Source organism: Thermosipho atlanticus DSM 15807, from assembly GCF_900129985.1.
GTDB classification, from domain to species: domain Bacteria; phylum Thermotogota; class Thermotogae; order Thermotogales; family Fervidobacteriaceae; genus Thermosipho_A; species Thermosipho_A atlanticus.
Genome location: NZ_FQXN01000006.1, coordinates 39,751 through 62,690, shown reverse-complemented (window position 1 = coordinate 62,690; position 22,940 = coordinate 39,751). Strand labels below are relative to the sequence as shown.

Sequence of the window (22,940 nt, the reverse complement as noted above, 5' to 3'; positions counted from 1 at the left end):
CATAAGCCGGGCTGACTGCGAGACCGACGGGTCGAGCAGAGGGGAAACCCGGTCCTAGTGACCCGGCGACTCCGAGTGGAAGGGTCGTCGATCAACGGACAAAAGTTACCCCGGGGATAACAGGCTAGTCTTGCCCGAGAGTTCACATCGACGGCAAGGATCGGCACCTCGATGTCGGCTCATCCCATCCTGGGGCTGAAGCAGGTCCCAAGGGTTAGGCTGTTCGCCTATTAAAGGGGTACGTGAGCTGGGTTCAGACCGTCGTGAGACAGGTCGGTCCCTATCTGCTGCGGGCGTAGGAGGTTTGAGGGGGCTCGCCCATTGTACGAGAGGACCTGGGTGAGGGAGCCTCTGGTGTACCGGCTGTCCTGCCAAGGGCATACGCCGGGTAGCTACGCTCCTAAGTGATAACCGCTGAAAGCATCTAAGCGGGAAGCACGCCCCAAGATGAGACCTCCCATCCCGTTAAGGGAGTAAGGCCGGTTCGAGAAGAGGACCTTGATAGGCTGGTGGTGGAAGCGCGGCAATGCGTGGAGCCAACCGGTACTAATCGGCCGAGGCCTTCACCTCTATCTGGTACTACCCTATGCATTTTTGAATGGCACCAGTTTTCCCGGGTGCCGATACCAGAGCGGGAACCACCCGGTCCCATCCCGAACCCGGCCGTTAAGCCGCTCTGGGCCGATGGTAGTAAGGGGTCCGCCCCTTGCGAGAGTAGGTAGTGCCCGGGATCGTTATGTGAATACTTTTGAAAAAAGCTCTCCTTCTCCGGAGAGCTTTTTTTGTTTGCAAAGTTGTGAGATAAATGACTTATTTGATAACTGTATAATTTTGTTTTCATAAACAATAAGTAGAGGTAATTAAAATTACAAGATTAAGTTGTAATTTATTTGGCTATTTTTTAGTACAAATTACGTAGTTGAACTAAATCATATATTTTATTCTAATTGTAAAAATATATTTCCTATTGTTGCATATTGAAAAATAATTTGTTATTATTTTTTATAGTAGGTATTTCATATATACGTAAGAAAGAAGAGGAGTTTTTAATGAACAAAAAATGTTTTTACTTAATTTTACTAATTTCTTTAGTGATTTTCTCAAGAGGAATATTTGGTAGAAATATAATTGTTGGTATTTACAACAATAAACCTTTAATTTATTATGAAAACGGAAAAGTAAAGGGATTTATAACTGAAATTTTGAATGTAATTGCTCGTAAAGAAAATTGGAAATTAACTTATAGATACCTTGATGATTTCGCTACATTATATAACGAACTAAAACAAGGAAAAATTGATATACTTTTAGATATAGCTTATTCCGACGAAAGAGCAAAGGATATCCTTTTTAATAAAGAATCGGTGTTTGTTAATTGGGGACTTGTTTATTCTTACGATAAAAGTTTGAAATCTATATTAGATTTGAATGATAAAACTGTGGCAGTGTTAAAGGGTGATATTTATTATACAGGTGATGAAGGTATAAGGAAAATTGCGGAAAGTTTCCATTTAAATATCAATTTTCTCGAATTTACATCATATGATGAAGTTTTAAAAGCAGTAAGTGAAAAAAAAGCCTATGCGGGAGTTGTAAGTAGGATATATTCTGGTAGTATTTACTCAATTTATAAAACTCCTATAATTTTTTCTCCCGTTGAAATCTACTTTGGATTTTCAAAAAATGTTGATAAAACAATAATAGATAAAATTGATTTTTATTTGAAAAAGTGGAAAGCAGATAGTACTTCAATTTATTATGAATTACTCGATAAGTATTTATTAATTGGTAAGAGTGAAATTCCAAGTTGGATAAGATGGTTTGTATCTGTAAGTTTATTAATAATTTTGGTAATATCAGTTTTTCTCTATTTACATAGAAAAGCATTAAAAGTAGCTACAAGTGAACTTTTGATAAAAAACAAGGAACTAGAAGAATTATATAAAGAAAATAAGCATTTTTCGGAAAACCTTTATAGAATGATTGATTTATTATCTACGATGACACCGGGCCAAGATATAGAAAAGTTTTATAAAGTTGTACTTGAAACAGCTGTGCAAATTGTTCCAGAAGCAGATTATGGAAGTATTATTCTTCTAAATACAAAGAATAAAACTGCAAGATTTGTAGCTGCCTATGGGCACGATTTAAAAAAGCTTCAGCAGATTAAAAAATTATTTACTTTAGTTCCTCGAAGGGAGAATATAAGAATAGTTAAAGATATTGTTAATACTGAGAAAATCGAGGAGTTTTCAGAAGAGGAGTATGAAACATTAAGAAAAGCTGCAAAGCCTTCAAAAGAGACTTTAGTTAATGAAATTCAATTGAAACCTGAACTATGGATAAAGCTTTCATTAGACATAGACGTAAAAAGTAAAAAATCTTTTTCTGAGCAATCAAAGAAGTTAATAAGTGGTTTAGGAAATTTAATGAAGGCTTTCTGGTTAGAGAAATTATCATTGGAAGAAATAAGAAGAGCATACTTAAAATTTGCAGAAAAGCTTTCAATTATAGCTGAAGCTTATGATGACATAACAGGTGCGCACGTTTATAGAGTAGGAAAAATCTCAAAATTTATTGCGGAAAAATTGAAACTTCCAACTGAGAAAATTAAAGAAATAGCATCGTTTGCTCCTTTGCATGATATTGGTAAAATATTTATTAATAGGGAATTGCTCAGAAAAAATGAAAGATTAAGTGAAGAGGAATTCGACGAAATCAAAAAACATACAATATTTGGTGCTAAACTTTTAGATGATCCATATTTTGAAACTGCGAAAAACATAGCACTATACCACCATGAAAAATATAGTGGGAAGGGATATCCATATGGGTTAAAAAACGGGGAAATTCCAATAGAAGCACAGATTGTAGCTATAGCAGATGTTTATGATGCTTTGAGATCCTCAAGGCCATACAAAAAAGAATTTACTCACGAAAAAGCACTTAGAATAATTCTAGAAGGTGATGGAAGAACATCTCCAGAAGATTTTAACCCAGAAATTCTGGAAATATTTAAAAAATATCATTTTGAAATCAAAGAAATTTATGACAAATTTTCATAATGTTAGTGGTTAAGGATCTTATATGTGAGTGGTTATTGTTTTAATGTTTATGAAATTTTTCTTTTACTTCATAATTTATATTTCTAAGTTTCCCTTCAAGATATTGTTGAATAAGCTTTTCAACTGTACCATTAGCCCCGCGTATTACTTCAATGCCAAATTGGTTAAAAAACGAAATAGCCCTTTGCCCTATACCACGAACAATTATTAAATTAACTCCTTGATTTTTTAAATATTCTGGTATTTCGCCGGGGTTGTGTTCTTCTAAAGGGTTTTTCTCGATATTTATTTCGATCTTTCCTTCGTCTATTTTTACAAATGCAAAAAATGGAGCATGCCCAAAATGTTCAGATATTAAAGAATTAGCACCTCTATTCTCAACTACAGGTAGAGCTATTTTCATTTTTACACCTCCTTATATTTATTATACTACAATACTGATTAATTGTTAATAGTTTTTTTAATTGTTGAAAATGTTATAACATCGATAAGGTTGTGAATAATTATTGGATAAATAAGGCTTTTAGATATTTGAAAAGTGTAGCCAAGAATTAGTGAAATTAAAAACCTAGTAGGAAAGAGTTGCAAAAATGCCTTTAATGTCTCATTTTTGTTTTTAACATTTAAAATATGAAATAGGGAGAATATAACACTTGTTATAATAACAGAATATGAGATTTTCATAAAACTTCCTTCAATACTTTTGCTAAGATATGTTTGTATTAATCCCCTGAAAAAAGTTTCTTCAGTTAAACCAACAAAAATCCAAATATAAATCATTTGCCATTTTGAATTTATTGTTAAATATTTAAGATCATTTAACTCGCTTTTTTTAGTTAATTTTGCAAAGATATATGTCAAAATAAAGATTGGTAACCCAAAAATGCTAACAAAAGTTAAACCTTTTTTATAATCACCTATTTGAATTCCCATTTCTACAAAATTTATTTTTAAAAAATAAGCAAATATTATAGAGTATAATATAGTTATGGGGACTAGAATAATTTGAATTTTAAAAATATCTCGTGTAATTAATTTATACAACTTATTTGAAATTTTTTTAATGATTATAATGTAAAGAAATATTATAATAAAAACAATAGCAAAAGAAATAAGAATGTTCATTTTACCACCTCAGGTTAATTATATCTGATATGGGGGGAAAATCAAATGATTAAGTTGTTAAAAAATGGGATAGTTTATACTCCAAAATATTTGGGAAGAAGAGATATATTGATCTTAGGTGAAAAGATAGGATTAGTTGAGAAGGAAATAAATATTGCAACCTTTCCTTTGGAAATTGAAACATATGATTTGACCGGTAAAACAGTAGTTCCAGGATTTATTGATAGTCATGTGCACTTAACAGGCGGAGGAGGTGAAGGAGGATATTCGACGAGAACTCCTGAGATAAACTTAAGTCAATTAATAGAAGGAGGAATTACCACCGTAATTGGATGTCTTGGAACAGATGGGATTACAAGAAGTCTAGAGAATTTATATGCTAAAGCAAAAGCTTTAGATGAAGAAGGAATAACAACATTAATTTTTACTGGTTCATATGCCGTTCCTCCAGTTACTTTTACTGGAAGTATTGTGAAGGACATAGTATTAATAGATAAGGTTGTAGGTGTAGGAGAGATAGCAATTTCCGATCATAGATCAACACAGCCAACCTTAGAAGAGATAAAAAAAATAGCCTCGAATGCAAGGTTAGGTGGCCTACTTTCTGGGAAAGCAGGTATTGTTAATTTTCATGTTGGGGCAGGAGAGCGAGGAATAGATTATTTATTTGAAATAGTATTAAAATCTGAGATACCAATTACCAATTTATATCCAACTCATATGAATCGTAATGAAAAATTATTATTTCAAGGAATAGAATTTGCAAAAATGGGAGGATATTTTGATTTAACGACAAGCACATCAACTGAAGAAGGAAAAATCAAAACGGTAAAATTTCTAAAGGAATGTTATGAAAATAGGGTTATAGACAAAGTAACATTAACATCGGACGGTCAAGGTAGTCTACCTAAATTTGATGAAGAAGGGAAATTCGTAGGATTAAAAATAGGTGAAGTTACTTCTTTATTTGATATAGTAAAAACAAGTGTTGAAAAAAGCTATTTGCCTTTAGAAGAAGCATTAAAAACAATTACACTTAACCCTTCAAAAGTGTTGAAGTTAAAAACAAAAGGAAAAGTTGAGAGAAATTTTGATGCGGACTTGGTGATTTTGGATAAAGATTTTGAAATAGATGGTGTTATAAGTCGAGGTAATTTTTTAATGTATGAAAAAAAGCTATTAAAAAGAGGTACTTTTGAGACTTAATAAAAAAGGAGGTGTTCTATTTGTTTGATTTGAACGATTATACTGAAAATGGTCAAAGAGTATTAATGTCTGTTTCTGACATTTTGAAAAGATATAAACAAAATCAAATGTCGTCAGAGCATATTCTTCTAGCGATTTTAGAAGATGACGAAAACGCTGCGAAAGACATTTTAAAGTATTTAAAAATTGATTTAAGTGAATTAAAATCTGAAATAGAAACTTTTATTTCAAGATATGGAGTAAAAGCAGCAGCCCCTACTGGACAAATATTTATAACACCTGATGCGAGGCATGTAATAGAAGAAGCAAAAAAAGAAGCTAAAAGAATGGGGGATGAGAAAATAGGGACCGATCATCTTCTTTTAGCAATGACACTTTTACCAGAGAGTATGACTTTTAGAATATTGTCTAGATATGGAGTTACGCAAGATAGGATTTACCAGGCTATAAAGGAATTAAGAACCTCGGGTGAAATTTCTGAGGATGAAAATGCTGATGTTATAGCTAAATTTACGGAGGATTTAACAGAACTTGCACGTAAAAAAAAGCTGTTACCTGTTGTTGGCAGGGAAAAAGAGATTTTTAGGATGATGGAAATTTTAGGAAGAAAATTAAAGAACAATCCGGTAGTTATAGGTGATCCTGGTGTTGGTAAAACTGCTATTGTTGAAGGACTTGCACAGAAAATTGTAAAAGAAGATGTTCCAGAGTTTTTAAAGGATAAGAGAATATTAAAACTCGATTTAGCAAGGGTGATTGCAGGCACAAAATTTAGGGGGGAATTTGAAGAAAGATTAAAAAAAATAGTAGATGTGGTCAAAAAGTCACCGGATATAATTCTTTTCATAGATGAAATTCATACCGTTGTTGGTGCAGGTGCCTCCGAAGGTTCAGTAGATGCTGCAAATATTTTGAAACCGGAATTAGCAAGAGGGGAGTTAAGGTGTATTGGAGCAACTACGGTGGAAGAATATAGAAGGTATATTGAAAAAGACAAAGCCCTTGAAAGAAGATTCCAACCTATATATGTTAATGAACCAAGTGTTGAGGAAACTATAAATATTTTGAAGGGTTTGAAAAGTTCTTTTGAAGAATTTCATAAAGTGAAGATAGGAGAAAAGGCAATAGAATCTGCTGCAAAGTTAGCTGCAAGATACATTACAGATAGATTTTTGCCAGATAAAGCTGTGGATTTGATTGATGAATCAGCCTCGAGAGTGAAGATATTAGGTGGTGAGGTAGTCACAGATGAGGATATTGCTAAGACTGTTGAAATGTGGACTGGTATACCGACCGGAAAAATTTTAGAAACGGAAAAAGAAAAATTAAGAAACCTTGAAAAACTAATCCATGAAAAGTTTGTTGATCAGGAAGAAGCAGTTAAAATTGTTGCAAGTGCTATTAGAATGTCACGAACAGGTATACGAAATGAAAAAAGGCCAGCAGGTGTATTTTTGTTTTTAGGACCAACTGGAGTTGGTAAAACTGAGCTTGCAAAAAGATTGGCAGATATTTTATTTGGTTCTGAGAACACTTTAGTAAGAATTGATATGAGTGAATATATGGAAAAACATTCGGTGTCAAGACTTATAGGAGCACCACCAGGATACGTAGGTCATGAAGAAGGAGGTCAATTAACTGAAGCAGTTAGAAGGAGACCTTATAGTGTTGTTTTATTAGATGAAATTGAAAAAGCAAACTCTGAAATATTTAACATTTTGCTTCAAGTTTTTGATGATGGTAGACTCACAGATGGAAAAGGAAACACAGTTGATTTTAGAAATACAATAATAATAATGACAAGTAATGTAGGAAGTGAACTGATTACAAAAGCTATTGAAGAAAATGAGGATACAAATATCCCTGTCCTTATAGAAAATGCGGTAAAGGAAAAGCTAAAACCAGAATTTTTAAATAGACTTGATGCTATAGTTATTTTTAAACCCCTTAAAAAGGAACATATTGAGGAGATTGTTGATATTTATGTCAAGGAATTAAATAGTAAACTCAAAGGACAGGGTATAACAGTTTTGGTAGATGAAACGGCCAAAAAATATCTTGCCGAATTTGGTTATGTTCCAACAATGGGCGCAAGACCATTGCGACGGCTATTTGAAAATACAATAGAATTTACAATTTCAGATTTGATAATAAATGAAAAAATAAAAAGTGGGAATAAGATTATATTTAAGGCTATAAATAATAATATTGTTTATGAAATTGAATAATTGGAAACTGTTCCAAAATAAAACGTTTTTGAGGTAAATGTAGTATAATATTAGAGCAAACCCACATTAAAAAAGGAGGGGAAGTTTATGAAAAAGTGGCTTGTTACCATTTTATTAATGGTAGTTATTATTAGTGCTTTTGCTGTAAAAATCACTATTTGGACTTCTGAAGCCCAAGCTCCTATTCTTACAAAATTAGGTGATGAGTTCAAGTCAATATACGGTATTGATGTAGAAGTTGTACAAGTTAATTTTGGTGATATAAAATCAAAATTTTTAACAGCTGCTCCAGCGGGTGAGGGTGCAGACATTATTGTCGGAGCTCACGACTGGGTTGGTGAACTTGTAGCAAATGGACTTCTTGAACCAATTCCTGTACTTCCTGAAAAAGATCAATACTTGCCAACACCACTTAAAGCTTTTACATTTAACGGGAAACTTTATGGAATCCCATATGCATTTGATGGGCCCGCATTGGTTTACAACAAAGATTATGTTGAAGAACCACCAAAAACATTTGATGAACTTATTGAACTTGCAAAGCAAATTCAAGATGAATACGAAGGGGAAGTAAGAGGATTTGTTTACGATTTTAAAAACTTCTATTTCAGTAGTTTCGCTATTTTTGGATATGGCGGATATGTGTTTGGAGAAAAAGATGGTAAAGTTAATGTAAAAGATATAGGACTTGCTAATGAAGGAGCAATTAAAGGATTGTCATTGATTAAAAAGCTTGTTGATGAAGGAATTCTTGAATCTGGAGATAATTACAATGTTATGGACGGACTTTTCAAAGATGGGCAAGCAGCTATGATAATCAATGGTCCATGGGCAGTTCCTGGTTGGAGAGAAGCAGGAATTGATTTTGGAGTAGCTCCAATTCCTCAACTTGAACCTGGAGTTAATCCGAAACCATTCTTTGGTGCACAAGGATTTATGGTTAACGCAAAGAGCCCAAATAAACTTTATGCAATTGAATTTTTAACCAAATTTATTGCAACAAAAGATGTAATGTACAGGATTTACCTTGCTGATCCAAGGGTACCTTCAAGAAAAGATTTATTACCATTGGTTGATGATGTAACAAAGGCATTTGCAGAATTCTTAGGAAACTATGGTCTTCCAATGCCAAATGTACCTGAAATGGCTGGTGTATGGGGAGCAATGGGAGATGCAATTTCTAAAGCACTTGATCAAGGAATTCCCGTTGAACAAGCTTTGAAAGAAGCTGTTGATACAATATTGGCAGGTATAAAATAATTTTAAAGTGATATATTGCTAGGGGGGAATTGTAATTCCCCCCTTTTTAAAATAAGCGGGAGGAGATGTGATGAAAAAATTTTGGAAATTGATGGGTTGGCTTTCACTTGCTTTGTTTAACGCTTTTTCTATTTGGGGAGCGTTGTTTTTATTTCAAAAAGGATTTTATGAATTATCGGTCACATTTTTTGTATTAATAGTATTGATTGATTATTTTATCTTTAATAAAAATTCATATCCTTTTAGATATATGATTCCTGCGATTATTTTGTTGTTTATATTGGTTTTATATCCAATTGCTTTTACGATAAAAACTGCATTTACAAATTATGGAACTGGACATATAATGACTCGACAGGAAGTTGTAGATAGACTTTTGACTGATCCTGTGTTTACGTACATTCCTGAAAATTCCAAAGAATATAACTATGAAGTATTTGTAAGATTTGATGGGATCAATCCCACGGAAGATTTCAAATTATTGGTAATTTCTCAAGATGGAAAAGAATATATAATGGGTGATATAAAGAGTATAAGAGTTCAATCGGGAAAAATGTTGCTTGGGGAAGCAGAATTGAAAGATATTGAAGGATTTGACTTAATTAGAGAAAACGGGAGAATAATGGCCATCTTAGAGAATGGCAAAACATACAATTATTTTTATTCTCCAGATGATAAAGATACAGCAATTAATGAGACGTTTTTTAAATCTCATATAGGATTTCCTTTACTAAGTAAGGTTGAAATTGTTGACAAAGAAGGAAACAGGTTATCAATGAGATTTAGTGAAGATGGGACTTTACGATTGAAAACTATTCGACATTTATATAGACTGGCATTAGCGGAAGTAATAGAAAATGGAAGAAATGTTGTGAAAACTGTTTTGGTAAATGATATGACAAATAAGCCTTTATTGGAAGAGAATGGAACCTTTTATGATTTTGATAAAAATGGTGAGAAAGTACCGATAATGGGTTACATTTCTTACGTTGGTCCAGAAAATTTTATTCAAATTTTTACCAACCCAACTATCTCAGGTCCATTTTTGAAAATATTTTTATGGAATTTCACATATGCTGCTCTAAGTGTGTTATTTACGTTTGTAATAGGGTTAGTTTTCGCATTAGTGTTGAACAACAATACTCTTGGAGGAAGATCTGTATATAGAACATTATTAATTATTCCCTGGGCTATTCCTGCATTTATTTCGGTGCTCATATGGAAAAATGGATTTTTCAATGAGACATATGGAATAATTAACAAATTCATTTTAAACGGATTGTTAAACAAAGAATCAATTCAATGGATGACAAATCCGTTTTGGGCTAAAGTAGCTGTTTTAATAGTTAATACTTGGCTTGGTTTTCCATACATGATGACTGTTAGTTTGGGAGCTCTTCAAAGTATACCTGATGAATTATACGAAGCGGCGTCAATTGATGGTGCCTCAAAGTCGCAAAGATTTTGGAAAATTACTTTTCCACTTTTAATGACTACAGTTGCTCCACTTTTAGTTGGTAGTTTTGCATTTAATTTCAATAACTTTGTAAATATTTATCTTTTAACAGGAGGAGGCCCGGCTATACCGAATACATCTACACCTGCTGGTGCAACTGATATTTTGATATCTTATACATACAAACTTGCATTTGAAGCGGGTAGGGGACAAGATTTTGGTTTTGCAAGTGCTATTTCAATTTTAATATTCTTTATTGTGGCAGGAATAAGCTTTGTAAACTTTAGAATTTCAGGTTCTTTTGAAGAGGTGAATAGATAATGGTTGTAAAAAGAAGAAATTTTTTGACACATTTTATTTTAATTGTCTTAATTATATTAATACTTTTTCCTATAGTTTGGGTTGTCTCTACCTCACTTAGACGAGATAACGCTGCTTTTTCAACCAAATTATTTTCTTCTAGACTAAGTATACAAAATTATAAAGATTTACTATTTCCTGAACAAAACGTTTTAAGACTGCTTAAAGACATAGAATCAATTACGACTAATTCATCACCATATACGGAAAAAACTTACGATGCCCTCATTGCAAAATTTAACAAAGATATTGAGAGGTTAAAAAATTATTCAATAGAAACTAGATCATTGATTGAGAAGTCAGATGAAAAATATGAAGCTATACAACAATTTATTATGGACAACTCTGATGAATTAGTTTCAAATTTGGTAAATAATGCAAAACTTATGAAAGAAAAATCCAAAGAAACAGTTCCTCAAGAAAGAGAGTTGTATATTGCGATAAATGTTCTTTTGAAAGAATCTAAAGTAAAAGAAAGAGATATAAAAAAGTATTTTGATATGAATAAGGTTGAGTCATACTATAAAGAATGGGAAAGTTTATACTCCGATTTAATCAATAATATAGAGAAGAAAAAAGAAAGTATAAAAAGTTTAGAGGCTCAAATTAATTCATTGAAAAAAAGCTTAGATGTTTATCAAAGAGAATATACTAGAATTTCAGGAATTATTAAGGAATCTATTTTTCCAAGATTTTTAAGTTTTGAGGATACATTGATTGTAGCATTGGATATTTTAAACAATTTTGATAATTCTGTGAAAGCGTTAGTAACCGAAACAAATGAAATGGAAGAATTTGAAAAAATTAGAAATTATCTGCAAGAATTGGCAACACTAAAATTTACTGATGAGTTTTCTGAATTTTCTAAAAAAATACAGAAATTAAATAATCTTGCAGATGAAATTTTAGAAAAGTGGAAAAATTATCCTGGGAAATCGACAAGTAGATATGCAGATTTCTTATCTACTATAAGGCTTTTTAATTTAAAAGCTTCAAAACAGTTAAAGGAAAGCGTTGGATTGTTGGTTAATTTTTCTGGAATAGTTGATAAGTATGTTGAGCTTTCAAACTTACTTGAGTCAGTAAATATGGAATTGGTAAAGAGTAAATCTGAATTGTCTGAATTAACAGCTGAATATGATTCAAAATTAAAGGAACTTCAACCTGCTGAAAAATATGTTTTTAGCGTAATATTGAGTGATAAAATTGATTCATTTATTAATAAAGTGAAAAAATATAAACTTCCTAAGGATATAAACAAGGCTTATCTTGCGATAAGAATTTTAAGAACAAATTTAAATAATTATCTATCTTATGTAGATGATGACACTGAGCGAAAGGAATTAAGGTCCTATCTAAGAAGCATGGATTGGGTAGAAACGTATAAAAATTTCAAAAAAAGATATGAGACGTTTTCAAAAGATATGAAAGCTTTTTTGGATGAATTTGATAAACATGTTAGTAATATAGAGGAAATAGGGCCTAACGCAATTCGGTCTGCAAAAAACGGTTTAAAGATTCGAATATCAGCACTTGCACAATTATTTCCAAAAATTCAGTCAGATTATCCTGCAAGAATAGGTTCAAATTTAAGTTTATCTTCAAAGGGTTCCACAGATTTAATTGATTTGTTACCTCTTAAAGGAGCAAATTCAGAGTTAAAGATAATAGATCAAAGTTTGTTTAGAATTGATCAAATTTGGAAAGAGAAAACGGAACATCATTTAATTAGGTGGATTATAAACAGTGTAATTGTAGCAGGTCTTGTTGCAATTATTACTACTTTAGTTAACGCACTGGCAGCCTATCCATTTAGTAGAATGAGATTTAGAGGTAGAAGATATGGTATAATGTCATTACTTCTTATCCAGATGTTCCCAGCAATTATGTATATGGTTGCATTATATGGATTTTTGAGTTTCTTGGGAAGATATATTCCGGTTCTTGGTTTGAATACACTTGGAGGTTTGATATTTGTATATTTAGGTGGTATAGCATTTAATATGTATTTAATTAAAGGTTTTTATGACACAATTCCAAGTTCTCTTGAAGAAGCTGCGATGATTGATGGAGCAACTCGATGGCAAACATTCTGGAGAATTGTTCTTCCGCTTGCTTCACCAATATTGGCTGTGGTTGTAATCTTGTCTTTTATGGGCACGTTTAATGAATTTGTGTTAGCTAGAATCATTTTGCAAGATGTTGAAAAATATACTTATGCTGTTGGGCTTTGGACTTTTTCAACTGGTCCGTACGAGACAGAGTGGGGATTATTCTCAGCTGCAGCATTAATAGGGATGGCGCCAATGGTTATCTTGTTCCTTTCAATGCAAAAATATCTTGTTGGTGGCTTAACAAAAGGATCGGTAAAGGGTTAAAGAAACATATCTGTTAGTTTATAGTTCTATTTTTGGAGGATAATATGTTGAAGCCAGATTACAAAAATAGTATAGTAGCTTTTGTTAATGTATTATTGAGTAAGTTTAAATCAGAAGTTATTCATGAAGAATTTAATGATATGAAGGATCTTTTAGCTCCTGAGCTTGAGGGAGCAGATAAAATAATTGTGTTGATTATCGATAGTTTAGGGTATAATAAATTTTTAACACTAAATGAAAAATTAAAGTTTGAAAAGTATTACAAATTAAGTAGTGTATTTCCTACCACTACTGTTTCTGCAATAACAAGTTATATGACAGGACTCACCCCACAAGAACATGGATTATTAGGATATATCCAGTTTTTGCGGGAATTAGGTACAATTTTGAATATGATTGATTTCAGTTATCCTGGAATGTCTAGTACTAGTTTTGATACATTAATAAAAAGAAAAATTAAGAGATTACCAAATGTTTTTCAAAAAATAAAGAAAGAAGGTTATTATGCAGGTATATTAACTGGTTCTAACATTGCAAATTCTGGCCTTTCGTTCTTGATTCAAAAAGATGCAAATGTTTTGACGTATTATACTTTGGGAGATATGTTTGCAACGATATCAAAATTATTTCAAAAAGAATTTAAGGGTTTAGTTTATGTATACTATGGAATGCTTGATGGTTTAGGTCACAAAAAAGGTCCGGATAGCTATTCGTATGAGACAGAAGCAGAATATATATTGCGTGAGTTAAAGAGAATTATAGAATTGCAAAAAGGTAAAAACACAAGAGTATTTATTACAGCTGATCATGGAATGGTTCAGATACCAAGGAATAAAAATGTATTTTTAGGGGATGAATTAAGAAAGTTTTTGAGAATACCTCCAACAGGAGAAATGCGAATGATGTATTTGTACACAAAAGTGGGTAAAAAACAACAACTAGTAGATTATTTTAATGACAATTTTAAAAATCGTTTTGAATTAATTTCATCGAAAGAAGCGCTAGCAGAAGGTTATTTTGGCATCGGGAAACTTCATCCGGAAACATTAAATAGAATTGGCGATTTGGTTCTTGTAACCAAAGAAAATTACGCATTTACATATCTCTATACCGGTGGAGAAGACAAACTTGAAGGGATGCATGGTGCGCTGACCGAAGAAGAACTTTATGTTCCCTTGATTGTTTTGTAAAATATTGACATTTAATTTGCGTTTGATAAAATAAGACTAGGTGACAGGCCAACGTAGCTCAATCGGTAGAGCGGCGCATTCGTAATGCGTAGGTTGAGGGTTCGAGTCCCTCCGTTGGCTCCACACCCCCTTTTAGGGGGATTTTTTGTTTTGGTAAAATATTATTGAGGTGATATGTATGAAAAAAGCAGACTTTATTGATCGTGTAATAATTTATGTAAAAGGTGGTAAAGGCGGAGATGGCTCTGCAAGTTTTAGACATGAAAAATATGTACCAAAAGGTGGACCTGATGGAGGTGACGGAGGCGACGGTGGTTTTGTTTTTTTGAGAGCAAATCCCAATCTTTCTACCTTATTAAGTGTTTCAGAGAAGAAAAAATATATAGCACAAAATGGTGAAAATGGTATGGGGGGCAAAAAACATGGGAAAAATGGTGAAGATATTATAATTGATGTACCTGTAGGAACAGTAGTAAAAGATTTAGAAACAGGAGAGCTTATAGCGGATTTAGATAAACCGGGTATGGTTGTTTGTGTAGCGCGAGGTGGTAGAGGTGGAAGAGGGAATGTACATTTTAAATCCCCAACCATGAGGACTCCTAAAATAGCTGAAAGAGGGTCAGATGGTGAAGAACGAAAGCTAATACTAGAGCTGAAGCTTCTCGCAGATGTAGCCTTAGTTGGTTATCCTAATGTTGGTAAGAGTTCCTTTATTTCAAAGGTGAGCAATGCACGTCCAAAGATAGCTGAATATCCTTTTACCACATTAATTCCTAATTTAGGTGTTGTTACGGTTAATGATACACAATTTGTTATAGCTGATATTCCAGGATTAATAAAAGGGGCGCATAAGGGTGTAGGATTAGGTAACATCTTTTTAAGACATGTAGAACGTTGCAGCGTTATAGCACATATTATTGACATTTCAGGAATAGAAGGTCGTGACCCTGTTCAAGATTACTTTGATATTAGGAATGAATTGGAGTTTTTTAGTAAAGAATTGGCAAAAAAAGAAGAAATAGTAATAGCTAACAAAATAGATTTAATAGATGAAAAAGAGCTAAATGAAAAGATCAAAAAATTAGAGCATGCTATTGGAAAAGAAATATTTCCTATCAGTACGTTAACAGGCGAAGGTATAAAAAAAGTAATGTACACATTGTATGAAAAAATCAAAGAGAGTAAAAAACTTTACGAAAATAAAGAGATTATTAATGAAAAAATCAAGAGGCCAAAGCCTGTATGGATAAGATTACCTGAAAGATTTCCGATTGAAATTGAAAGAGATGAAGATGGTGAATATATAGTTACGGGAACTTATGTTGAACAATGGGCTAAAAGATTAAATTTAAATCAAAGGGATGGATTTAAAAGATTTATGGAGTTATTGAATAAAAACGGCCTAGAAGAAAAACTTAGAAAGGCTGGTGTGAAAAATGGGGATACAGTTTGGATTGCCGGAAGAGCTTTTGAATACAAAGAATAGTATAGTAATTTTTGGTGGTTCATTTAATCCCCCACATAATGGTCATATCATAATAGCACAACTTGTTAGAGAAATGTTTGGCAATTCTGTTGATATGCATGTTGTTACAAATTCAATTCCTCCACATAAAGAAGTAGATGTTCCTTTTGGTATAAGATTTGAGTTAACCAAAATTGCATTTAAGAAAACGGGTTTGCTTGTAAGTGATATTGAAAATAAACTTGGAGGAATAAGTTATGCAATAAACACTGTGGCATACTACAAGAAGATGTACAACAACATTTTTTATCTAGTAGGCGAAGATGCTTTGTTAACAATTGAAAAATGGTACAAATATGACGAGCTTTTGAAAAAAATAAAGATGATAGTATATCCAAGATATAAAGATATAAAGATTGTAGAGAGAGCCGAAAATATTTTAGGTAATTTAGCAAATTCAGTTTATATATTAGATCTTCCTTTGATTCAGATTTCTTCCACAATGATACGAGAAAGAGTAAAAAATAAACAAAGTATATATGGATTTGTTCCTGATGAATTAATACCATATATTGAGGAGGTTTATGGTGATAGGTAAAGTTGGCCTTGCACCGATGGCTGGGATTACAAATTACAGTTTCAGAACAATCTGTTTTACCTTTGGAGCAGAATTTGCATATACTGAAATGATAAGTGCGGAGAGTGTAATTAGAAACGTTAAAGTTAATGAGTTATATTTTCCACATGATGATGAAAAAGAAAAAGTGGCTATTCAAATATTTGGTTCAGATCCATTTGTTATGGCTCAAGCTGCAAAGATGCTTGAAACCAAGGGAGCTTGGATTGATATAAATGCTGGATGTCCTGTGAAAAAGGTGATAAGAAAGGGTGCTGGTAGTGCGCTTTTGAAAGATTTAAGAAAGTTAAAAAAGATTATTGAAGAAATAAAGAAGATTGTTAGTTGTAAAGTTTCAGTGAAAGTAAGATTAGGTTTTGAAAAAAATGAATTTGACAAAATATATGACACAGTAGTTGAAGCTGGAGCAGATATGATAGCTGTTCATGGCAGAACAGCTAAACAAATGTATTTGGGAAAAGCGACTTGGAATGTTAGGAATAAGGGATATATTCCTTTTTATATAAATGGTGATATAAATTCTTTGGAAGATGCAAAAAAGGCTATGGAGATTTCTGGAGCTGAAGGAGTTTTAATTGGAAGAGGGGCTATTGGTAATCCTTGGATTTTTTCAAATGGAAATCCAAGTTTAGCAGAAAAGTTAAATATTATTTTAAATCATTTAGATTTTTTATATAAAGAAGTGGGAAACAGAGCGGTAGTAGAATTTAGAAAGTTTGTTACAGGTTATACTAAAGGGTTAAAGAACTCTAGAGAATTTAGAGCGCAAGTAATGAAAATAGAGGATTTTGAAGAATTAAAAGATTTATTTAGAAAATATTTCTTATCGCTAGAGAATTAAAGTATTCTTTTGATTACAGGTTATTTTAAATTTTTTTATTAGTGGAGAATTTTACTGAATAGTTTAAAATAGTAGTTGAGGTGAATTTATGAAGAAATATTTGGTTTTATTATTTACATTTGTAGTATGTTTTCTTAGTTTTTCTAATATAATTGTTTTTGTCTATCATAGGTTTGACGATGAGAGATATCCAACAACAAATACATGGACCAGTGAATTAGAATTACATATTAATCTTGTTAAAAAATTAGGGTATAAAATATGGACTTTAAAAGACCTCGAAGAGTATGTATATGGGAAAAAAGAAGAGGAAAATGCAGTTATTTTTACTATTGATGATGGTTACAAAACTGTTTACACAAATGCTTTTCCAATTTTTAAAAAATATAACATTCCTTTTTCAGTGTTTCTTTATTTTAAGGGAGTAGGGAAAAGTAAGGAGTATTTAACGTGGGAAATGGTTAAAGAAATGTCAGAATGGGGAGTGGTTTTTGGGCATCATTCTTATAGTCATGATAAATTTCCAAGTGTGTACAAAAATATGAATAAAGAAGAATTTATCAAATATTTCGAAAGTGATTTGAAGAAAGGTTTAGATATATGGTATAAGCACATGGGAACTTCTTTAAAATACTATGCCTACCCTTATGGATATTATAATAAAGAGATGATTGAAGTATTGAAAAAAAACGGCTTTAAACTAGCTTTTATCCAACTTTCAGGACCATATAATAAGGAAATTTCACCTTTTGAAATTCCAAGAGAAGCTTTGCTTGAAGATTGGGCTACAGAATCGCACGTAAGATACGTTTTATCAAGAGAAGCCTTAATTACAGACAACATACCCTTTTATTGGAAAAATGAAAAACTTTATGTAAAAGCTAGGATTAAAGTACCCCAAAATTACGAAAATCCTGTTGTTTACATAAGAGAAAAAGGCATAGTAAAAAGCTATATAAAAAACGGGATACTATATGCAGGACCTTTTGTTCTCAGTAATGAATACAATAGTTTAATGATAAGTGTTAGAGGAGAAAACAAAAAAGAATATGTAAAATATTATTTGATAATAAAATGAGGAGGAACTTATATGAAAATCATTGATGAAATTCCTGCTTCAAAAACATTAGAAATTAACGCAATTGCGACAAAGCTTATGAATGAAGGGAAAGATGTGATTAACTTAACAACTGGAGAACCTGATTTTCCAACTCCCGAACGAATAAAAGAGAAAGCAAAGGAAGCTCTCGATAAGGATTTTACAAAATATACTAACAGTAAGGGAATTTTTGAGCTACGAATGACTATTTCAAAATTACTTTCCAAGAAGGGAATTGAATATACGGCAGACGAAATAATAGTAACAAATGGAGGAAAGCAAGCCATTTATAACGCATTATTAGCTATTTTAGATAAAGACGATGAAGTGATTTTGTTTTCACCGCTCTGGGTTAGTTATGTGCCTATGATTTTATTGGCTGGAGCTAAGCCTGTAATAATTAGAACTACATTCGAAGAAGGATTTCTACCAAATGTTAATGAGATAGAAAAAAATATTACTTCTAAAACTAAGGCAATTTTGGTAAATTCTCCGAATAATCCTACAGGTGTTGTTTATTCAGAGAGTGTTATTAAAGGTATTGCAGAAATAGCAAATAAGAAAGGATTATATGTTATTGCGGATGAGGTCTATGATTCGCTTGTATATGATAAACCTTTTGTTTCATTATATAACTTTGTTAACCCACAGCAGTTAATATATATTAATGCGTTTTCTAAGGCTTATGCAATGACGGGGTGGAGACTAGGTTATTGTGCAACAAAAAATAGAGTTATTTATAATAGAATATCAAAAATACAAGGGCATACTACGTCTTCTGTCAATTCTATAGCTCAATTCGCTGCAGTTGAAGCAGATAAAGTAGATAATAAATATATGATAGATGAATTTAAGAAAAGAAGAGATTTTACGGTTGAAGAAGCACGAAAGATAGGTTTGGAATTTGTTAATCCTAATGGCGCGTTTTATTTGTTTTTTAAATCTCCATTGAACGATGATGAAACTTTTTGCAAAAAGTTACTTGAAGAAAAACTTGTAGCACTTGTACCTGGTAGTGCTTTTGATGCAAAAGGATTTGTAAGACTTTCCTTTGCAAATTCAATGAAAAATCTTAGCGGAGCTTTTCAGAGAATCAAGGAGTTTGTAAAATAAAAAACTAAATGAGGATAGATGGTATAATTTTGATATTAAAGTCAAGGTGATTGAGCTTGAATTTTAAATTAATTAAAACTTCAGGATTTTTGGCAACAAATACTTATATTTTCGAAAAAGATGGAATAACTTACGTTGTTGATCCCGGTTATGGAATAGGAAATTATTTGAAAGATAAACCTGTAATTGCGTTATTAACTCACGGACATTTTGACCATATTGCTGGGCTTCCAGAACTAAATCTTATTGATGTTTACATTTCAGATGAAGATAAAGAAATGCTATATGATGCTGAAAAAAATTTTTCTTATCTTTTTGGACAAAAGTTTATTTTTGAAGGAGATACAAAAAATATTGATGAACTTTTCGATACTATTAAAGCCCCCGGACATACTCTTGGTTCGAGAATAGTAATTCATGGTAATTTAATCTTTACGGGTGACACAATATTTTGTTCGACAATAGGAAGAAGTGATTTAGGGGGTTCAAAAAAGCTAATGAATGAAACAATCAAAAAATTAAACAAGAAATTTTTGGAATTTTTAGAAGATATGTTAATTCTACCCGGTCACGAGAATATATGTAAAGTTTCTGAATTATTTAAGATAAATCCCTTTTTTAAGAGAGGTATAGTATGAAAAGATTGATAATTTTTTTAATAGGTTTTTTTCTCGCTTTTTTCTCGTTATTCTATTTGTATATTACATTTACAAAAGATTTACCTGAGCCCGAAACTGTAATCCCATCTAGTTTAGTTGTTGAATATTCCGATGGAAGTCCCTTTTATTTTCCGCGTGCCCTTTGGTTTAATCTAGATGACTATCCTGAAAAGTTAATAAATGCATTAATTATTTCTGAAGACGAAGATTTTTTTGTTCATATTGGTATAGATGTATTAGGAATTTTAAGAGGTTTGTATAATACTTTTATCAAAAAGGATATACAAGGTGGAAGTACTTTAACCCAACAACTTGCTAGAAGCTTGTATCTTACTCAAGAACGGACTATAAAACGAAAGATAAAAGAAATTTTTATTTCTTTTTATCTTGAAAAAATGAGAACAAAAGAAGAAATTCTTGAATTGTATTTAAACACCGTTTACATGGGGAATGGGATATATGGTTTTGGAACAGCCTCAAAATACTATTTTGGAAAGGAACCGAAAGATTTAACTCTTCCAGAGATAGCACTACTTGTGAATACTGTCAAATCACCTGAATATTACAATCCTCAAGATTTGAAGGGAAATTACAAAAAGGCTGTTATTGTACTGAAAAGGCTATTAAATGAAGAAGTAATTACAACGGAAGAATATAAGAAATATAGTCAAGAGCTTTTGAAAGTAAAATCGCATAAGGTAGTTGAGGAAAAATACGATGAAGAAATTTTCTGGAGGATAATTGAAGAACTAAAAGAATTAGGTTTTAGTTTGGATATATTAAGAAAAGGGTTTAGAGTAAAAACAACTTTAGTAAAAGAATATAATGAAATTTTAGCAAAAACCTTGTCTGAAAATAATGCTGCACTAATTTTTGATTACGTGACAGGCGAGATTTTGGGTTACTATGGAAAAGGAGTTCATTCAGGTAGAAGACAAACGGGATCATTAATCAAGCCATTTTATTACTATAAAGCATTATTAGAAGGTTATAATTTAGACTCAAAATTGTTTGATCTACCGATAAAAATTGGTGATTGGACACCTGAGAATTTTGAAAAGGATTTTCATGGTCAAACTACGTTAGAAGAAGCTTTAGTTCATTCTAGAAATGTACCTTCATTAAATCTTTATTTAATGTTGGGCGATAATAATGTAAGGACATTTTTGCAAAAACAACTTAAAATTGGTGGATTTTACCCGAATGATTTAACATTAGCCCTTGGAACGCTTGAAACTTCCCATGAAGAATTAGCTAAAGGTTTTTCTGGCCTTTTAAACGGAGGAGTGGTTGTTAAACCACATATTGTTGATGAAGTTATAAGTTATGATGGAATTGTTTATTATAAATCCAAAACAACAGTTGAGAATGTTATTAAAGGCTCAAGAAGGTCACAAATTGAGGCTAGTTACTTGTTGATTAATTTATTAAAAGAAGTCGTACGAAGAGGAACAGGTGTAAGAGCGAGAATTCCAGGAAGATATATTGTTGGTAAGACGGGAACTGCAGAACAATATGCTTGGTTTATGGGAGCTGACGGGGAAAAATTGATGATTATTTCGCAAGATGGAAAAGACCTATTGGGTGGAAGAGATGTTGCGCCGTTGTGGAAAGCAATAGCATCGAAAATCGATATTGGAAAAACGCCGTTTAATATTTCATCAATTTATAGAAAACTTAGTGTAATAAAGATAAATCCATTAAAATATATTGATTATCAATATATATATCAAATGATACAAGAAGGGAAAATGACAATTGATACTCTAGTTCGAATTTTAAAAACCTTTGATGATGAATCGTTATTTGAGTTTTTATCATTTATGAATTCAATTTCTCAAGATTTAACATTGCAGCTTTGGAGTCTACTAGGGGGTGGAGATTAATGAAATTTTTCTACAATTTAAAGAGGTCAGAGATAGGAGAATATGTTGTTGTTGAAGTAACTGACGATGTAAATGTTGGTACCGGTGCTATTGTTCCTGAAAAAAGTAGGGGAGAAAATTATAAAACTATAATGGGGGTTATTGAAGAATTTAGATATACGGTTGAGTTATCAACAATAGAAGATGCATTTTGTATTTCGGAAAAATTGGAAAGAATTTTTCCAGGCCATCCAAAAGTGGTGTTTGCAATTGACGCAGCGTTCAAAGAATTGTACTCAAAATCTAAAAATATATCGTTGAAAAAATTAATTGGCAGGGATATACAGCAAGAGTGTATAGAAAACAAAAGTGCAAAAAAAGTTTTTCCAGAATACATTGGTCAAATAGATGTTATAAAATCTTTACCAAAGATCTTTGATGAAGATTTTACTTTTGTCCTTACTAAATATCCCAATAATGAAATGTGGGAGGTCTTAAAAGCCCTTTCAACTAATTTTGAATATGTGGAGGTGCTTACATGGAAAGAACGTTTATCTATTTAAAACCAAATGCTGTTAGACGAGGACTAGTAGGAGAAATAATCAAAAGATTTGAACAAAGAGGGATAAAAATTGTTGCGTTAAAACTATTCTGGATGACAAGAGAGCAAGCAGAACAATTGTATGAAATACATAAAGGAAAAGATTTTTATGAAGAATTAATTGAATTTGTAACAGGCGGACCAGTTGTTGCGATGATTGTAGAGGCTCCACGTGTAATAGATATGGTTAGGCATATAATTGGAAAAACTGATCCTTTAAAAGCAGGCACTGGAACGATCAGAGGAGAATTTGCTTTGACAATTACTAAAAACCTTATTCATGCTAGTGATTCACTAGAAAGTTATGAAAGAGAATATAAGATATTTTTTAATGAGGAAGAAATAGTAAATTATTTTCTTGATGTACAAGATGACATATAATTAAATGAATA

At 32.0% G+C, this 22,940-nt stretch carries 18 protein-coding genes, 1 tRNA gene and 2 rRNA genes; 19 read left to right on the top strand and 2 right to left on the bottom strand.

Translation table 11 applies throughout. The features are described 5' to 3' along the window. The 3 genes from BUB65_RS07580 to BUB65_RS08280 form a co-directional block, all read left to right on the top strand. Nucleotides 1-570: ribosomal RNA gene (locus tag BUB65_RS07580) — 23S ribosomal RNA — on the top strand; the annotation flags it as partial. Between the two features lie 43 nt (nucleotides 571-613). Then, nucleotides 614-730, top strand: a 5S ribosomal RNA gene (rrf, locus tag BUB65_RS07575). Between the two features lie 319 nt (nucleotides 731-1,049). Further along, complete coding sequence (locus BUB65_RS08280) at nucleotides 1,050-3,065, top strand: HD domain-containing phosphohydrolase (protein WP_084728080.1); 2,016 nt, start codon at nucleotides 1,050-1,052, stop codon at nucleotides 3,063-3,065. A 40-nt stretch (nucleotides 3,066-3,105) separates the two neighbouring features. Here the strand turns inward: BUB65_RS08280 and BUB65_RS07560 are convergent, their stop codons facing one another. Both BUB65_RS07560 and BUB65_RS07555 read right to left on the bottom strand, forming a co-directional pair. After that, nucleotides 3,106-3,468 (bottom strand): NifB/NifX family molybdenum-iron cluster-binding protein, encoded by a 363-nt coding sequence (locus tag BUB65_RS07560; RefSeq protein ID WP_073073777.1) that lies wholly within the window; start codon nucleotides 3,466-3,468, stop codon nucleotides 3,106-3,108. A 38-nt stretch (nucleotides 3,469-3,506) separates the two neighbouring features. After that, nucleotides 3,507-4,190 (bottom strand): CPBP family intramembrane glutamic endopeptidase, encoded by a 684-nt coding sequence (locus BUB65_RS07555; protein WP_073073776.1) that lies wholly within the window; start codon nucleotides 4,188-4,190, stop codon nucleotides 3,507-3,509. Between the two features lie 45 nt (nucleotides 4,191-4,235). Here BUB65_RS07555 and iadA point away from each other — a divergent pair, with 45 nt between their 5' ends. The 16 genes from iadA (at nucleotide 4,236) to ndk (ending at nucleotide 22,929) form a co-directional block, all read left to right on the top strand. Further along, on the top strand, nucleotides 4,236-5,396 hold the full coding sequence (iadA, locus tag BUB65_RS07550; protein WP_073073775.1) for a beta-aspartyl-peptidase: 1,161 nt from the start codon (nucleotides 4,236-4,238) through the stop codon (nucleotides 5,394-5,396). A 20-nt stretch (nucleotides 5,397-5,416) separates the two neighbouring features. Next, the gene (locus BUB65_RS07545) at nucleotides 5,417-7,624 is read left to right on the top strand and encodes an ATP-dependent Clp protease ATP-binding subunit (RefSeq protein ID WP_073073773.1); all 2,208 of its coding nucleotides are present in this window, start codon (nucleotides 5,417-5,419) and stop codon (nucleotides 7,622-7,624) included. Nucleotides 7,625-7,711: 87 nt separating this feature from the next. Next, a complete protein-coding gene (locus BUB65_RS07540) occupies nucleotides 7,712-8,884 on the top strand; it encodes a sugar ABC transporter substrate-binding protein (RefSeq protein WP_073073771.1) in 1,173 nt (390 codons plus the stop codon). 70 nt (nucleotides 8,885-8,954) lie between these two features. Then, entirely contained in the window at nucleotides 8,955-10,661 is a 1,707-nt protein-coding gene (locus tag BUB65_RS08570) for an ABC transporter permease subunit (RefSeq protein WP_073073769.1), read from the top strand. Beyond that, nucleotides 10,661-13,078 carry an ABC transporter permease subunit gene (locus BUB65_RS07530; protein WP_073073766.1) on the top strand — a complete coding sequence of 806 codons (2,418 nt, stop codon included), beginning with the start codon at nucleotides 10,661-10,663 and terminating at the stop codon, nucleotides 13,076-13,078. Before BUB65_RS08570 ends, BUB65_RS07530 begins: the two co-directional genes overlap by 1 nt. A gap of 47 nt (nucleotides 13,079-13,125) precedes the next feature. After that, nucleotides 13,126-14,268 carry an alkaline phosphatase family protein gene (locus BUB65_RS07525; protein WP_407701163.1) on the top strand — a complete coding sequence of 381 codons (1,143 nt, stop codon included), beginning with the start codon at nucleotides 13,126-13,128 and terminating at the stop codon, nucleotides 14,266-14,268. Between the two features lie 47 nt (nucleotides 14,269-14,315). Beyond that, nucleotides 14,316-14,391, top strand: a tRNA-Thr gene (locus tag BUB65_RS07520). A 55-nt stretch (nucleotides 14,392-14,446) separates the two neighbouring features. Then, nucleotides 14,447-15,754 (top strand): GTPase ObgE, encoded by a 1,308-nt coding sequence (gene obgE / locus BUB65_RS07515; protein ID WP_073073761.1) that lies wholly within the window; start codon nucleotides 14,447-14,449, stop codon nucleotides 15,752-15,754. Continuing rightward, nucleotides 15,705-16,331 carry a nicotinate (nicotinamide) nucleotide adenylyltransferase gene (gene nadD, locus BUB65_RS07510; RefSeq protein ID WP_073073759.1) on the top strand — a complete coding sequence of 209 codons (627 nt, stop codon included), beginning with the start codon at nucleotides 15,705-15,707 and terminating at the stop codon, nucleotides 16,329-16,331. The genes obgE and nadD overlap by 50 nt, the downstream gene beginning before the upstream one ends. After that, complete coding sequence (locus BUB65_RS07505) at nucleotides 16,318-17,211, top strand: tRNA dihydrouridine synthase (protein ID WP_073073757.1); 894 nt, start codon at nucleotides 16,318-16,320, stop codon at nucleotides 17,209-17,211. Before nadD ends, BUB65_RS07505 begins: the two co-directional genes overlap by 14 nt. A gap of 88 nt (nucleotides 17,212-17,299) precedes the next feature. After that, nucleotides 17,300-18,289 carry a polysaccharide deacetylase family protein gene (locus tag BUB65_RS07500; protein ID WP_073073755.1) on the top strand — a complete coding sequence of 330 codons (990 nt, stop codon included), beginning with the start codon at nucleotides 17,300-17,302 and terminating at the stop codon, nucleotides 18,287-18,289. A 12-nt stretch (nucleotides 18,290-18,301) separates the two neighbouring features. Continuing rightward, nucleotides 18,302-19,423, top strand: a complete 1,122-nt coding sequence (gene aspC / locus BUB65_RS07495) for an aspartate aminotransferase (protein WP_073073752.1) — start codon at nucleotides 18,302-18,304, stop codon at nucleotides 19,421-19,423. Between the two features lie 56 nt (nucleotides 19,424-19,479). Continuing rightward, a complete protein-coding gene (locus BUB65_RS07490) occupies nucleotides 19,480-20,061 on the top strand; it encodes an MBL fold metallo-hydrolase (protein WP_073073749.1) in 582 nt (193 codons plus the stop codon). Continuing rightward, nucleotides 20,058-21,968: a transglycosylase domain-containing protein gene (locus tag BUB65_RS07485; protein ID WP_073073747.1), complete on the top strand. Its 1,911-nt coding sequence runs from the start codon at nucleotides 20,058-20,060 to the stop codon at nucleotides 21,966-21,968. The genes BUB65_RS07490 and BUB65_RS07485 overlap by 4 nt, the downstream gene beginning before the upstream one ends. Next, nucleotides 21,968-22,510, top strand: a complete 543-nt coding sequence (locus tag BUB65_RS07480; protein WP_073073744.1) for an enolase-like domain-containing protein — start codon at nucleotides 21,968-21,970, stop codon at nucleotides 22,508-22,510. The genes BUB65_RS07485 and BUB65_RS07480 overlap by 1 nt, the downstream gene beginning before the upstream one ends. Then, nucleotides 22,486-22,929: a nucleoside-diphosphate kinase gene (gene ndk, locus BUB65_RS07475; RefSeq protein ID WP_073073741.1), complete on the top strand. Its 444-nt coding sequence runs from the start codon at nucleotides 22,486-22,488 to the stop codon at nucleotides 22,927-22,929. The genes BUB65_RS07480 and ndk overlap by 25 nt, the downstream gene beginning before the upstream one ends. The last annotated feature ends 11 nt before the right edge of the window (nucleotides 22,930-22,940 follow it).

Coding starts and splice junctions, on each gene's coding strand:
- BUB65_RS08280 (WP_084728080.1), top strand. CDS start 1,050: ATGAACAAAAAATGTTTTTACTTAATTTTACTAATTTCTTTAGTGATT.
- BUB65_RS07560 (WP_073073777.1), bottom strand. CDS start 3,468: ATGAAAATAGCTCTACCTGTAGTTGAGAATAGAGGTGCTAATTCTTTA.
- BUB65_RS07555 (WP_073073776.1), bottom strand. CDS start 4,190: ATGAACATTCTTATTTCTTTTGCTATTGTTTTTATTATAATATTTCTT.
- iadA (WP_073073775.1), top strand. CDS start 4,236: ATGATTAAGTTGTTAAAAAATGGGATAGTTTATACTCCAAAATATTTG.
- BUB65_RS07540 (WP_073073771.1), top strand. CDS start 7,712: ATGAAAAAGTGGCTTGTTACCATTTTATTAATGGTAGTTATTATTAGT.
- BUB65_RS08570 (WP_073073769.1), top strand. CDS start 8,955: ATGAAAAAATTTTGGAAATTGATGGGTTGGCTTTCACTTGCTTTGTTT.
- BUB65_RS07530 (WP_073073766.1), top strand. CDS start 10,661: ATGGTTGTAAAAAGAAGAAATTTTTTGACACATTTTATTTTAATTGTC.
- obgE (WP_073073761.1), top strand. CDS start 14,447: ATGAAAAAAGCAGACTTTATTGATCGTGTAATAATTTATGTAAAAGGT.
- nadD (WP_073073759.1), top strand. CDS start 15,705: ATGGGGATACAGTTTGGATTGCCGGAAGAGCTTTTGAATACAAAGAAT.
- BUB65_RS07505 (WP_073073757.1), top strand. CDS start 16,318: ATGGTGATAGGTAAAGTTGGCCTTGCACCGATGGCTGGGATTACAAAT.
- BUB65_RS07500 (WP_073073755.1), top strand. CDS start 17,300: ATGAAGAAATATTTGGTTTTATTATTTACATTTGTAGTATGTTTTCTT.
- aspC (WP_073073752.1), top strand. CDS start 18,302: ATGAAAATCATTGATGAAATTCCTGCTTCAAAAACATTAGAAATTAAC.
- BUB65_RS07485 (WP_073073747.1), top strand. CDS start 20,058: ATGAAAAGATTGATAATTTTTTTAATAGGTTTTTTTCTCGCTTTTTTC.
- BUB65_RS07480 (WP_073073744.1), top strand. CDS start 21,968: ATGAAATTTTTCTACAATTTAAAGAGGTCAGAGATAGGAGAATATGTT.
- ndk (WP_073073741.1), top strand. CDS start 22,486: ATGGAAAGAACGTTTATCTATTTAAAACCAAATGCTGTTAGACGAGGA.